Genomic DNA, 12,991 nt, shown 5'->3' with positions numbered 1-12,991 from the left:
GGCCACGCCGCGCCGGACCCGGAGCCCCACCCGGGCCCGGCGCGGCATCCTCCCGCCCGGCAGGCCCGCTCGGTAGCATCGCTGCCGCACGATCACCGGCGGGCCGGCCGACGGCTCCCCCGACCACCGGCGCAGGGAGGGACGATGCGGGTCGCGCTCTTCGCCACCTGTGTGAACGACGCGCTGTATCCGTCGACGGCGGTCGCCACCGTCCGCCTGCTGGAGCGCCTCGGGGTGGACGTCGACTTCCCCGCCGGGCAGAGCTGCTGCGGGCAGCCGCAGTTCAACACCGGCTACCGGCGGGCCTGCGAGCCGCTGGTGCGCCGGACGGCCCGGGTGTTCGCCGGGTACGACCACGTGGTGACGCCGTCCGGGTCCTGCGTGGCGATGATCCGCGACAACTACCCGCGGATCGGGGCCAGGGCCGCCGCCGAGGGCCGGGGCACCCGACTGGCCGACGTCGTCGCGCAACTCGGGCTGCGGGTGTACGAGTTGACCGAGTTCCTGACCGACGTGCTGGGCGTCGAGGACGTCGGCGCCCACTTCCCGTACCGGGTGACCTACCACCCGTCCTGTCACGGGCTGCGGGTGCTGGGCCTCGGCGATCGGCCCCGGCGGCTGCTCCGGGCGGTCCGCGGGCTGGAGTTGGTGGAGCTGCCGGGCGCCGAGGAGTGCTGCGGCTTCGGCGGCACCTTCGCCCTGAAGAACCCGGCGGTCTCGGCGGCGATGGGCGAGGACAAGCTGCGGAGCGCGCTCGCCACCGGCGCCCGGGTGCTCTGCGGCGCCGACAACTCCTGCCTGCTTCACCTCGGCGGAATGCTGCGCCGCCGGGGCGGCGCGTTGCGTCCGCTGCACCTCGCCGAGATCCTGGCGAGCACCGAGGCCGAACCCTGGAGGGCGAGTTGAGCGGTAGCACCTTTCTCGGCATGCCCGCCTTCCCGGAGGCCGCCGCCCGCGCCATCCGGGACGCGACGCTGCGCGCCAACCTGCGGCACGCCACCCACACCATCCGCGACAAGCGGGCCCGTGCGGTGGCCGAGCTCGCGGACTGGGCCGAGCTGCGCGCCGCCGGCAAGGCGATCAAGGACCACACGCTGCGCCATCTCGACGGCTACCTCGTCCGGCTGGAGGAGGCCGTGACGGCGGCGGGCGGCACCGTGCACTGGGCCGCCGACGCGGACGAGGCCAACGCGATCGTGACCCGGCTGGTCCGCGCGACCGGCGAGCGTGAAGTCGTCAAGGTCAAGTCGATGGCCACCCAGGAGATCGGGCTGAACGAGGCGCTCGCCGCCGCGGGCATCACGGCGTACGAGACCGATCTCGCCGAGCTGATCGTGCAGTTGGGTGACGACCGGCCCTCGCACATCCTCGTCCCGGCGATCCACCGCAACCGTGCCGAGATCCGGGAGATCTTCGCCGGGCGGATGGCCTCCTGGGGGCGCCCGGCGCCCGAGGGGCTGACCGACACGCCCGCGGATCTCGCCGAGGCGGCCCGGCTGCACCTGCGCGAGAAGTTCCTCCGGGCCCGGGTGGCCGTCTCCGGAGCCAACTTCATGGTGGCCGAGACCGGCACGCTGGTGGTCGTGGAGTCCGAGGGCAACGGCCGGATGTGCCTGACCCTGCCGGACACCCTGATCTCGGTGGTCGGCATCGAGAAGGTGGTGCCGACCTGGCGGGACCTGGAGGTCTTCCTGCAACTGCTGCCGCGCTCCTCCACCGCCGAGCGGATGAACCCGTGCACCTCGCTCTGGACCGGCACCACCCCGGGCGACGGACCGTCGGAGTTCCACCTCGTCCTGCTCGACAACGCGCGGACTGCCGCCCTCGCCGACGAGGTCGGCCGCCAGGCGCTGCGGTGCATCCGCTGCTCGGCCTGCCTCAACGTCTGCCCGGTCTACGAGCGGGCCGGCGGCCACGCGTACGGCTCGGTGTACCCGGGGCCGATCGGCGCCATCCTCACGCCCCAACTGCACGGCACCACCGGCAGGGTGGAGGCCTCGCTGCCGTTCGCCTCCTCGCTCTGCGGAGCCTGCTACGAGGTCTGCCCGGTGGCGATCGACATCCCCGAGGTCCTGGTCCACCTGCGCGAGCGGGTCGCCGGGCAGCGCGGCCACCCGCTGGAGCTGGCGGCCGTGGCGGCGGCCGGATACGTGCTCGATCACCCGGGGCTGCTCCGCGCGGCCGAGCGGGCTGCGGCCCGGGCCAGGCGGTTCCTTCCGCGCCGGCTGCCCGGGCCGGGCCGGGCCTGGACCGACACCCGGGACCTCCCGGAACCACCCGCCGAACCCTTCCGCGACTGGTGGCGGAGGAACCGCCGATGACCACGCACCGCCCGCCCGGATCCCGCGAGCTGATCCTCGGCCGGATCCGCGCCGCGTTCCACGGCCGCACCGCCCCCGACTCCGACGAACGGCCGCTCCCCCGGGGCTACTCGGCGAGCCACGCACCGGCGGACGACCCGGCCGCCCTGCTCGACCTGCTGCACCACAACCTGGCCGACTACCGCGCCGAGGTCCACCGCTGCACGGCCGCCGGACTGCCCGCACTCGTCGCCGCGCTCCTCACGGCGCGCGGCTCCGGAAGCGTCGCCGTCCCGGCCGGCCTGCCACCGGCCTGGCTCTCCGCCGCCACCGTCGAACGGCGAGCGGACGACGGCACCCTCACCGCCGACCGGCTGGACCGGACGGACAGCGTGCTGACCGGGTGCGCGCTGGCGATCGCGGAGACCGGCACCCTGGTCCTGGACGCCGGCCCGGCCCAGGGCCGCCGCCTGCTCAGCCTCGTCCCCGACCACCACCTCTGCGTCGTCCTGGCACCCGGGCAGGTGGTCGCCTCCGTCCCGCTCGCCCTCCCCCGGCTCGACCCCACCCGTCCGCAGACCTGGATCTCCGGCCCCTCGGCCACCAGCGACATCGAACTCGACCGCGTCGAGGGCGTCCACGGCCCGCGCACCCTGGAGGTCCTGCTCGTCACGGAGCACTGACCGCGGTCAGACCGGCCGCAGCTCCAGCGTGCAGCACTTCGCCCCGCCACCGCCCTTGAGCAGCTCGGAGACGTCCACCGGAACCGGCTCGTACCCGTGCTCGGCGAGCCGGCCGGCCAGCGCCTTGGCGGCCTCCGGCAGCAGGACGTGCCGGCCGTCCGAGACGGCGTTGAGGCCGAACACCTCGGCGTCGGCGCGGTCGGCGAGGATCGCGTCCGGGTAGAGGCTGCGCAGCAGTGCCTGGCTGTCCGGTGAGAAGGCCGCGGGGTAGTACATGACGTGGTCGTCGTCGAGGACGGCGAGCGCGGTGTCCAGGTGGTAGAAGCGCGGGTCGACCAGGGTGAGGCTGAGCACCTGGACGCCGAACAGCGCCCGGGCCTCGGCGTGCGCGGCCGCGTCGGTGCGGAACCCCGTCCCGGCGAGCACCCGGCGGCCGGCCACCAGGTGGTCGCCCTCCCCTTCGTTGACGTGGCCGGCCCGGTGAACCTCGCGGTACCCGTGGGCCCCGAACCACTCCTGGTACGCCTCCGACTCCCCCGCCCGCTCCGGGTGCCGGAAGGTGGCGACCAGCGCCCTGCCGTTCAGCACCGTCGCACCGTTGGCGGTGTAGACCATGTCGGGCAGGCCGGGCAGCGGGTCGATCAGCTCGACGGTGTGGCCGAGCCGCCGGTACAGCGTGCGGAGGCGCTCCCACTGGAGGAGGGCGAGCGCGGTGTCCGTCGGGCGCCCCGGGTCCATCCAGGGGTTGATCGCGTAGTCGACGGTGAAGTGCGTCGGCCGGCACATCAGGTAGCGCCGTGGCCTGGCCGTGCGCTCCGGGGTTCGGTTCGGCATGCGGCAACCTCCGCCGTCCGGTTGTTCGGGGGATCGGGATCACGGGCGTACGGGCCGCGGTCGCACGCGAGCACGGCCCAGAGGGCGGCTGCCCCGCCCGCGCCGTTCGCACACGCGCGCGGACGCCCCCGGCCGACGCACCACCCCGCGCACCCGGCGCGGCCCCCGGCGCACGACAGCACCCCGCGCGCCCCGCGGCCTCTCCCCGTCGCCCGCGCACCTCCCCCTCGCCCACTCCCCCACGTGGCCGATCTCACGTACCGCCACGGGCCACCTACGGTGGCGTAAGTCACTTCAGACAGTGAACTATCTCCTACATGCCGAACCTCCAGGAGACCCTTGACCTCAGTTCGTACGCCGCCCTCGGGGACAGCTTCACCGAGGGCCTGAACGACCCCGGCACGGCCGGTGCATTCGCCGGCTGGGCGGACCGGCTGGCCGGGCTGCTCGCCGACGGACAGCCGCCGGGCGGATTCCGGTACGCCAACCTCGCGGTACGCGGCCGGCTGCTCGACCAGATCGCGGCCGAGCAGGTGCCGCAGGTCCGACGCATCCAGCCCGACCTCGTCACCTTCTGTGCCGGCGGCAACGACATCCTGCGCCCGGGCAGCGACCCGGACGAGGTGGCCGAGCGCTTCGAGGCGGCGATCACCCAACTCACCGACTCCGCCGGGACGGTGCTCATCTGCACCGGCTTCGACACCCGGGGCGTGCCGCTGCTGAAGCACCTGCGCGGCAAGATCGCCACCTACAACGGCCACATGCGCGCCGTCGCCGACCGCAACGGCTGCAAGGTCGCCGACCTCTGGTCGCTGCGCGCCGTGCAGGACCGCCGGGCCTGGAGCGACGACCGGCTCCACCTCTCCCCCGAGGGGCACCAGCGGGTCGCCCTGCTGGCCGCCCGCTCGCTGGGCCTGCGCACCCAGCAGGACCCGGAGGCGCCGTGGCCCGCCCTCCCCGTCCAGTCGGCCGCCGACCACCGCCGGGAGAACCTGCAGTGGGCGCGCGAGTACCTGCTGCCGTGGGTCGGCCGGCGGCTGCGCGGCGAGTCCTCCGGCGACCACGTCGAGGCCAAGCGCCCGGAGCTCATACCGCTCTGACGACACGTCAGCGGTCCGACGGTGCGGGCCCCCCGGGAGAACCGAAGGGGCCCGCGCCGGGCCGGCGGGCCGGCCGCCCGGCGCCCGCGTGCAGCGCGGCGGCCAGTGCGGCGCCGACCAGGTACCAGAACAGGTCCGGCGGGTTGAAGGTGGAGCCGAGGACCAACCGGGCGAGCGTGCTCCGGCGGCCCAGCTCGTCGGGCACACCGGTGAGCTGGAACAGCTCCACCGCCCAGCTCAGCGCGGCGGCCAGGCCCGCGGCGGGCAGCGGGCGCAGCCGCGGCGCGGCCAGCAGCACCAGCGCGTACACCAGCACCGTGTACAGCGCGTCCCCCGCGTACTTGGCGAACTCCCCGCCGCCCACCGCCCGCACGCCCAGCCCGGCCACCACCGTCAGGACCGCGGCCGCCAGGGCCGCCGCCCGGACGGCCCGGCGGGCCCGCCTCCCCCGAGGATCTTCCATGCCGGCCAGCCTAGGGGGTTCCCGACACCCACCCCGGCGATCACCTTACGGCCCGGATCACGGGCATGCACGCCGTCCCTGGGGGCGAGAACCCCGCGCCCGCCCTTCGGACAGGCCCCGGCCCGCGGAACGCACCATACTGGGGAGATGGCGAAGAAAAATCCCCCGCCGCAGCGTCCGCCGACCGTCACGGTCAAGGGGCGCGACGTGCGGATGCGTACCATCGGGGTCGCCGTCCTCGCGGTGCTCGCCGTGTGGTTCATCGCGGCCAACACCGGATCGGTGTCCATCACCCTGTGGGTCGCCACCGTCACACTGCCGCTCTGGGCCGTCCTCACCGTGACGCTGGCGACAGGCCTGGTCATCGGCTACGTCGTCGGCCTCCGCCGCCGGGCCAGGAGCTGAGCACGGGCAGAGACCAGGGGCTGAGCACGGGCAGGGAGGAGGGCAGCGGCCGCCTCGACGAGGCGGCCCGATCCATCGATTCACCGGTCACGGTGCCGAACATCCCGGTCGCACGGTGCTGACCGTCCTGGTCGGCGCCGCCGACCCGCTCGCCCTGCCCGGGGCGGCCGCCCACCCGCCCCCGGAACCGCCGCCACCCGATCGGCGTCCCTCCCTCCCGACAGGCCCCGCCCACAGGCCGTGCCGGCAGGCCGGTCCGAACGCCGGCCCCCTGGCCGGGTAGCCTGCTGCCCGGCCCGCCGAGGGGCCGGGTCCGCGCAGGTCGCGGGCGGGAACGACGGACAGACGGGGGCGGGGCGCAGTGACGCAGCTGACCGAAGCGGTGGAGGGGTCCGGCCTGCGGGCGGACGCGGTGGGGCACGGCCGGGGGCCGGGGCGGCGGTTCGCCGTGGACGGGTTCGCGCCGCGCCACGACGGCCGCGCCCGCGAGCGCGGCAAGGCACTGCGCGAGCGCACCCCGCGCGAGCGGCACGCCGAGTTCGCGCTCGGCGCCGACCGGCCGGGCGCCGTCGAGGCGATCGAGGCCTCCAACGCCGGCCGCCTCACCGACCTGGTGCCGATCCGGCTCGGCCGGATGGCGGCCACGCCGTTCGCCTTCCTGCGCGGCTCGGCCGGCCTGATGGCCGCCGACCTCGCCGCCACCCCGGCCACCGGGATCACCGCCCAGCTCTGCGGCGACGCGCACGCCGCCAACTTCGGCCTCTACGGCGACGCCCGCGGCCGGCTGGTCATGGACATCAACGACTTCGACGAGACCGTGCCCGGCCCGTGGGAGTGGGACCTCAAGCGGCTCGCCGCCAGCCTGGTGCTGGCCGGCCGTGAGATCGGCGCCGACGAGACGACCGCCCGCCGGGCCGCGTTCGACGCGGCGGGCTCCTACCGCCGGACCATGCGCACGCTGGCCAAGCTGCCCGCGCTGGACGCCTGGAACGCCGTCGCCGACGACCAGTTGGTCTCCTTCGCCCAGGCGCACGACTTGGCCGAGGCGCTGCAGAAGGTCGGTGCCAAGGCGCTCGGCAACACCGGCGCCAAGTTCGCCGCCAAGTCCACCGTCCGGACGGAGGACGGGGGTTGGCGGTTCACCGCCGCTCCCCCGGTCCTCAGCGAGGTGTCGGACTCGACCGCCGGCGCGGTCGCCGCGTCGCTCGGCCCCTACGTGCAGACCGTGCCCGCCGAGTTGCACCCACTGCTCTCCCGCCACCACGTGCAGGACGTGGCGTTCCGCGTGGTCGGCACCGGCAGCGTCGGCACCCGCTCGTACGTCGTCCTGCTCACCGACCACCGCGAACAGCCGCTGGTGCTCCAGGTGAAGGAGGCGCGCCCCTCGGTCCTGCTGCCCCACCTGGCCCGCGCGGGCTTCGCCACGGCGGCGCCGGCCTCCGACGCGCACGAGGGCCGCCGGGTGGTGCTCGGCCAGAAGCGCATGCAGGTGGTCAGCGACACCCTGCTCGGCTGGACCACCGTGGACGGCCTGCCCTACCAGGTCCGGCAGTTCCGCAACCGCAAGGGCAGCGTGGACCCGGCGGCGCTGCTCCCCGGCCAGCTCGACGACTACGCCCGGATCACCGGCGCCCTGCTGGCCCGGGCCCACGCGCACACCGCCGACCCCGGCGTGATCACCGGCTACTGCGGCAAGAACGAGGCGCTGGACGAGGCGGTCTCCGCCTTCGCGGTGGCGTACGCCGACCGCACCGAGGCCGACCACGCCGACCTGCTCGCGGCCATACGGGCGGGCCGGCTCCCGGCCGAGCACGGCATCTGACGGCCCGCCACTCCAGGCCGAGCGCGGCATCCGACGGCCCGCCGCCCCGGGCCGAGCACGGCGTCCGAGGGCCGCCACCCCGGGCCGAGCACGGCATCCGACGGCCCGCCGCCCCGGGCCGAGCACGGCGTCCGAGGGCCGGCCCGTCACTCCCGGCCGGCGGGGTTCAGGAACGGCGCGACCGCCGCGACGAACTCCGCCGGCCGCAGGTGGTGCACCAGGTGCCCGGCCTCGACGGTGACCACCCGGCAGTCCGGGATCCGGTCGGCCATCTCGGCGATCCGGTCCTGCGGCACGTGGCTGGCCGGGCCGCCCGCCACCACCAGGGTCGGAGCCGTGATGGCCGCCATCCGCTCCAGCCAGACCGGTGCCGGGGTGTCGAGCTGTCCCTTGATCGCCCTGACCACCGCCCAGTCGAAGCTCACCGGCTCGGTGGGAGCATCGGCCACCGGGGTCGCCGGGCGCGGGTAGGGCGCCGGGATGTCCTCCAGCACCAGCCGGCCGATCCGCCCGGGGTGCTCCTGCGCGAGCAGGTACGCGACCACGCCGCCCATCGAGTGGCCGACCAGGTCGACCCGCTCCAGCCCGAGCGCGTCCAGGAAGCCGAGGACGTCGTCCCGCATCAGCTCGAAGCCGTACCGGCCGGGCCGGCCGCTGTCACCGTGGCCGCGCAGGTCGAGCGCGTAGACGTGGTGCTGCGGGGCGAGGCCCGGCAGGACGCCGTCCCAGTCGGTGGCCCGCTCGCCGAGCGCGTGCAGCAGGACGAGCGGCGGGCCGCCGGGAGTGCCGTGCTCGCGGTAGGCGAGGGCGACCTCGGGAAGCTCCACGATCCGGTGATCAGTCATGCCGCCCACCGTATGCCGTGGCCGCCGCACCCGGGCCGTCCGTTCGCCCACCGCTCAACGGTTCGCCGCTGCCCGCGACCTACTGCTGCGTCCGTGCCTCGGCCGGGCCGGGCACGGCCGGTCGAGCCTCCGCTCCCCGAGCGTCCTCCTGAACGGCCTCGTCCTGGCCCGCCGCTCCTGCGGCCGCCGCCTCGGCCTCCCGCGCCGCCGACGCCCGGCCCGCGCACACCGACGCCAGCACGGCCAGCCCGGCCACCACCGCGCACACCGCGCTCGCGTACGTGTACGCCGCCCGGTGCCCGCCGCCGCCCCCGGTCGCCCGCAGGTAGACGCCGGAGAGCGCCGAGATGCTGACAGCCGCCGCGATCCGCTGCGTCATCTGCAGAATCGCCCCGCTCACCCCGGCCGCCTCGGCGGGCGCGTGCCGCAGCACGTACGCCTGGTTGGTGGCCCCCATCACGCCCACGGCGGCGCCGCCGAGCAGTTGCAGCGCGGCGAGCAGCCAGGGCAGCGCACCCGTCGGCGCCCAGTGCACCACCAGCCCGCTGGTGAGCATCACCAGGGCCGAGAGGGTCATGCCAGCGGTGACGGTCCGCCGGCCGAACCGCTGCACCACCCGCCAGGCGAGCGCGGAGGCGACCCCCATGGACACCGCCGAGGGCAGTGAGACCAGCGCCGCACCCATCGGGGAGAGCCCGAGGCCGTCCTGCAGGAACATGGCCAGCACCAGCCCTGCCGCGAGCGAGGAGCCGAACTGGGCCATCGCCACCGCCGTCCCCAGCGCGTACGGCGCGGAGCGGGTCAGGGCCGGATGGATCAGCGGGTGGCCGCCGGCCCGGGCGTAGCGGCGCTGCCACCAGGCCAGCGCGCCGAGCAGCAGACAGGCGCCGGCGGCGAAGCCGAGCCAGCCGGTCCAGGCGGGCGGCTGGACGAAGGGCAGCATCAGCGTCAGGGTCAGCGCGCCGACCAGCAGCAGTCCGACCAGGTCGAGGTCGGCGTGCCGGGCGCTCGGGCGCGGCCTCGGCAGGTGGCGGGCGGCCAGGGCGACGGTGGCCAGCCCGAACGGCACGTTGAGCAGGAAGGTCAGCCGCCAGCCGTGCTCGGGCCCGACGGCGGCCAGCACCGCGCCGCCGACCGGCGGGCCGAGCGCGAACGCGAGCCCGCCGGTCACGGCGTACATGCCGAGCGCCCTGGCCCGCAGCTGCCCGCTGAAGACGTCCTGGATGGTGCCGATCATCTGCGAGTTGACCAGCCCGGCCCCCGCACCCTGGAGCAGCCGGGCGGCCACCAGGACCCACGGCTCGGTGGCGGTCGCCGAGAGCAGGCTCACCACGGTGAACAGTGCCAGGCCGGTGACGAAGAACCACTTGCGGCCCCGGACGTCCCCGAGCCGCCCGCCGGGCACCAGCGCCAGCCCGAAGGCGAGCGAGTACCCGGCCACGATCCACTGCAGGTGGGCCGGCTGGGCGTGCAGGCTCTCGCGCAGGGCGGGGATCGAGGTGTTGAGCACGGACTGGTCGAGCAGGGTGGTGAACCCACCCGCGACACAGACCAGCAGCACCCGGCGCCCCGCGGCGTCGAACCGCTCCCGGGGCGCCGCGGCTATCGAACCGGCGGAGGACGGCTTCACGGGACGACCACCACCAGCACGTAGCGGGCCTCGCCCGGGCCCGGGCACCGGAACCGGGTGGTCTCGGCGACGAAGCGCAGGCAGTCACCGGCCGCGAGCAGCTGCGGCTCGCCGTCGACCGTCAGCTCCAACCCGCCCTCCAGCAACCAGAGATGGTGCTCCAGCCCGGGGACGGACGGACGGTCGTACGCGATGTCGGCCCCCGCCGGCAGCCGGCCCTCGACGACCTCCGCCCGCAACGACCCGTGCGGCGGCGACACCGACCGCCGGACGAACCCGGTCGCCTCGTCCCGCCACACGGCCTGCTCCCCCGCCCGCACCAACCGCGCCGGCGCCGACTCGACCTCGGCCAGCAGCCGCGACATCGTCCGCCCGTACACCGAGCAGAGCCGCCCCAGCAACGCCGCCGTCGGGCTCACCTCCGCCCGCTCCACCCGTGACAGCGTCGACCGGCTCACATCCGCCCGGCGCGCCAACTCCTCCAAGGTCCACCCGCGTTCGAGCCGCAGCTCGGAGAGGCGGGCTGCCAGCCGCTCGTCGGCGGCCGTGTCGATTCCCATATTCGCGATGCTATCCCGGATGTGAGATCAACTGCAGGGGCCGGCCCTTGGGCTTGTCCGACCAGCCCTAGCCGGAGCCCGTAGACGACCCGTCAACGCCCGCGTCCACCGGACGTGCACGGGCCTCGAACACAATCCTCGTCGAGCGCCGGCGACACGTCGGCGCAAGGTTCGAGAGAGGACTGAGAACCATGAGGAACCTCATGCGGAAGAGCCACGCGTGGGCCGCGCTGGCGGCCGCGGCGATCGCCGTCGCGGCCCTGCCCGGGACGGCCGGCGCCAGTACGATCGGCACGATCAGCGTCTTCGACAACAGCAAGTGCATGGACGTCCGCGGAAGCGACAGCACCAACGGGACTCCGGTGCAGATCTACTCCTGCAACGCCTCGGGCGCCCAGTGGTGGACCGGGACCGACAAGCAGGACGGGATCGGCATGACCCTGTCCGCGCTCGGCAAGTGTCTGGACGTCTCCGCGAGCGGCACGACGGACGGCACCAAGGTCCAGCTGTGGGACTGCAACGGCACCGAGGCCCAGCGGTGGGTCCGGTACGAGGGCAACGTCCTGATCAACCCGCAGTCCAACAAGTGCCTGGACGTCCCCGGCGGCAACGCGCAGGACGGCAACCAGCTGCAGATCTTCACCTGCAACTACACGCAGGCCCAGCAGTGGTCCTTCGCCCCGCCGCGCATCCCGCACAACGGCTAGAGGGCTTGCCGGAACGGAGAAGCCCACGCCGAGGGGTGGTCGCGGACGGCCTGGCAGTCCGGAGGGCTCTCACCTCCGGACTGCCGACGGGACTGCCGACCGGCCGTCCGGCCCGGCCGCCGGCCCGGCCCCGCCGAGGGCCGTCAGCGGCGGGCGGGGCGCGCGGTCATCACCGCGGCCGCCGCAGCCGTCGCGACCAGGATCGCCGCGGCCACCCACAGGGCGTGCTGGGCCGCGGTCCGCGCACTGCCGGCCGCCCCCAGGTAGACGCTGCCGACGACCGCGACGCCGAGGGTGCCGCCGAGCTGCTGGACGGCGTTGAGCAGGCCCGCGGCCGAGCCGGTCTCCTGCGGGCCGACACCGCTGAGCGCGGTGCCGAAGAACGGCGGGGTGAACAGACCGGTGCCCAGCCCGGCGACGGCCAGGGCCGCGGGCAGCGCGGCCGGGTAGCTGCCGGGGCCTGCCGCCCGGTACGCGAGGACGGCGGCCGCCAGGCCGACCGCGAGGACGACGATGCCGGCGTGCATGACGCGCGTCCCGTACCGGGGGACGAGGTGGGCGCCGGCCGCCCAGGAGCCGACGGCCAGTCCGGCGGACCACGGCAGCAGGGTGAGCCCCGCGGTGAGCGGGCCGTCGTGGAGGCCGAGTTCGAGGTGCAGCACGACGGTGATCATGACGCCGTTCATGACGGCGAAGAACAGCGCCGAGGTGGCCAGCGCGGCGGGGAACGCCCGGCCGCGCAGCAGGGCCGGTTCGATCAGCGGCGCGTGGCCGCGGCGGGCGGTGCGGCGCTGGTGGGCGACGAACAGACCCAGGATCGCGGTGCCCGCGGCAACGACGGCCCAAGCGGCGGGCGAGTGGCTGCCGGTGGCCGGCGGGCACACGACCAGGGCGGTGCCGAGCATCGCGAGGACCGTGCCGGCCGGATCGAGGCGGGGCCTGGTCGGTGCGCGGTCCTCGGTCAGGTACGGGCTCGCGGCCAGGACGGCGGCGGCCAGCGGGAGGTTGACGAGGAAGACCGCGCGCCACGAGGAGCCGAGCAGGTCGGCGTGGGTCAGGACGCCGCCGAGGACCGGGCCCAGCACTGCGGACAGGCCCATGACGGGCCCGATCATGCCGAGCGCCCGGGAGAGCTCGTCGCCGTCGTACATCGCGCGGATCAGCCCGAACGTCTGCGGGATGATCGCGGCCGCGGCCGCGCCCTGCACGGCGCGCACCGCGATCAGCGCCACGGCGCCGGGTGCGAGCGCGCAGGCCAGGGAGGCGGCGGCGAACGCGACGACGCCGACCCGGAAGACCCGCCTGCGGCCGGCGAGGTCGCCGATCCGGGCGCCGGTCAGCAGGCCGAGGGCGAACGCGAGGGTGTAGGCGGCGCTGAACCACGGGATGGTGGCCGCTGCCCCGCCGAGGTCGGCGTGGATGACGGGCCCGGCGACCTGGACGATCGTGGCGTCGAGGAGGTTCATCGCCTCGGCGGTCAGCACCGCGGCCAGGGCGAGCCCGTGACGGCGCGACCTCGGTGGTGTGGGCCGGGCCGGGCCGGCGGTGCGGTGCGTGGTGTGGGACATGGGTCTCCCCCGGGGACGGCGCGGGTGCGTGGTGGCGGCCGGGCCGCGGACGACGTGGTCGCGGTGCGGCGGGC

At 75.4% G+C, this 12,991-nt stretch carries 13 protein-coding genes; 7 read left to right on the top strand and 6 right to left on the bottom strand.

What is annotated here, in order from left to right:
• The first annotated feature begins 144 nt into the window (after positions 1–144).
• Genes ACZ5WK_RS22825 through ACZ5WK_RS22815 form a run of 3 tightly spaced genes read left to right on the top strand, consistent with a single transcriptional unit; the run spans position 145 to position 2,983 of the window.
• A complete protein-coding gene (locus ACZ5WK_RS22825; protein ID WP_465549467.1) occupies positions 145–906 on the top strand; it encodes a (Fe-S)-binding protein in 762 nt (253 codons plus the stop codon).
• Between the two features lie 20 nt (positions 907–926).
• A complete protein-coding gene (locus ACZ5WK_RS22820) occupies positions 927–2,321 on the top strand; it encodes a lactate utilization protein B (protein ID WP_465549569.1) in 1,395 nt (464 codons plus the stop codon).
• Entirely contained in the window at positions 2,318–2,983 is a 666-nt protein-coding gene (locus tag ACZ5WK_RS22815) for a LutC/YkgG family protein (RefSeq protein WP_465549465.1), read from the top strand. Before ACZ5WK_RS22820 ends, ACZ5WK_RS22815 begins: the two co-directional genes overlap by 4 nt.
• Before the next feature lie 6 nt (positions 2,984–2,989).
• On the opposite strand, the gene ddaH is transcribed toward ACZ5WK_RS22815, so the two are convergent.
• Positions 2,990–3,817 (bottom strand): dimethylargininase, encoded by an 828-nt coding sequence (ddaH, locus tag ACZ5WK_RS22810; protein ID WP_465549463.1) that lies wholly within the window; start codon positions 3,815–3,817, stop codon positions 2,990–2,992.
• Between the two features lie 317 nt (positions 3,818–4,134).
• Between ddaH and ACZ5WK_RS22805 the strand changes: the two genes are divergently transcribed.
• Positions 4,135–4,917: an SGNH/GDSL hydrolase family protein gene (locus tag ACZ5WK_RS22805; protein WP_465549461.1), complete on the top strand. Its 783-nt coding sequence runs from the start codon at positions 4,135–4,137 to the stop codon at positions 4,915–4,917.
• Between the two features lie 7 nt (positions 4,918–4,924).
• On the opposite strand, the gene ACZ5WK_RS22800 is transcribed toward ACZ5WK_RS22805, so the two are convergent.
• Entirely contained in the window at positions 4,925–5,380 is a 456-nt protein-coding gene (locus ACZ5WK_RS22800; protein WP_465549459.1) for a ribosomal maturation YjgA family protein, read from the bottom strand.
• 147 nt (positions 5,381–5,527) lie between these two features.
• Between ACZ5WK_RS22800 and ACZ5WK_RS22795 the strand changes: the two genes are divergently transcribed.
• Both ACZ5WK_RS22795 and ACZ5WK_RS22790 read left to right on the top strand, forming a co-directional pair.
• Positions 5,528–5,785 (top strand): LapA family protein, encoded by a 258-nt coding sequence (locus tag ACZ5WK_RS22795; protein WP_465549457.1) that lies wholly within the window; start codon positions 5,528–5,530, stop codon positions 5,783–5,785.
• Positions 5,786–6,146: 361 nt separating this feature from the next.
• The gene (locus ACZ5WK_RS22790) at positions 6,147–7,607 is read left to right on the top strand and encodes a DUF2252 domain-containing protein (RefSeq protein ID WP_465549455.1); all 1,461 of its coding nucleotides are present in this window, start codon (positions 6,147–6,149) and stop codon (positions 7,605–7,607) included.
• Between the two features lie 146 nt (positions 7,608–7,753).
• Here ACZ5WK_RS22790 and ACZ5WK_RS22785 read toward each other — a convergent pair whose 3' ends face one another.
• The 3 genes from ACZ5WK_RS22785 to ACZ5WK_RS22775 all read right to left on the bottom strand — a co-directional run bounded on the left by ACZ5WK_RS22785 (position 7,754) and on the right by ACZ5WK_RS22775 (position 10,642).
• Complete coding sequence (locus ACZ5WK_RS22785) at positions 7,754–8,452, bottom strand: alpha/beta fold hydrolase (RefSeq protein WP_465549453.1); 699 nt, start codon at positions 8,450–8,452, stop codon at positions 7,754–7,756.
• 79 nt (positions 8,453–8,531) lie between these two features.
• Entirely contained in the window at positions 8,532–10,082 is a 1,551-nt protein-coding gene (locus ACZ5WK_RS22780) for an MFS transporter (protein WP_465549451.1), read from the bottom strand.
• Positions 10,079–10,642, bottom strand: coding sequence for a helix-turn-helix domain-containing protein (locus ACZ5WK_RS22775; RefSeq protein WP_396323392.1), 564 nt, complete (start codon positions 10,640–10,642; stop codon positions 10,079–10,081). The genes ACZ5WK_RS22780 and ACZ5WK_RS22775 overlap by 4 nt, the downstream gene beginning before the upstream one ends.
• A 191-nt stretch (positions 10,643–10,833) precedes the next feature.
• Between ACZ5WK_RS22775 and ACZ5WK_RS22770 the strand changes: the two genes are divergently transcribed.
• On the top strand, positions 10,834–11,349 hold the full coding sequence (locus tag ACZ5WK_RS22770; protein ID WP_465549449.1) for a ricin-type beta-trefoil lectin domain protein: 516 nt from the start codon (positions 10,834–10,836) through the stop codon (positions 11,347–11,349).
• 143 nt (positions 11,350–11,492) lie between these two features.
• Here ACZ5WK_RS22770 and ACZ5WK_RS22765 read toward each other — a convergent pair whose 3' ends face one another.
• Entirely contained in the window at positions 11,493–12,917 is a 1,425-nt protein-coding gene (locus tag ACZ5WK_RS22765; protein ID WP_465549447.1) for an MFS transporter, read from the bottom strand.
• Between the last annotated feature and the right edge of the window lie 74 nt (positions 12,918–12,991).

The sequence above is a fragment of the Kitasatospora sp. NPDC032757 genome (genome assembly GCF_055579305.1).
The sequence above is the reverse complement of the archived record's forward strand: the minus strand, read 5'-3'. Positions and strand labels throughout refer to the sequence as shown.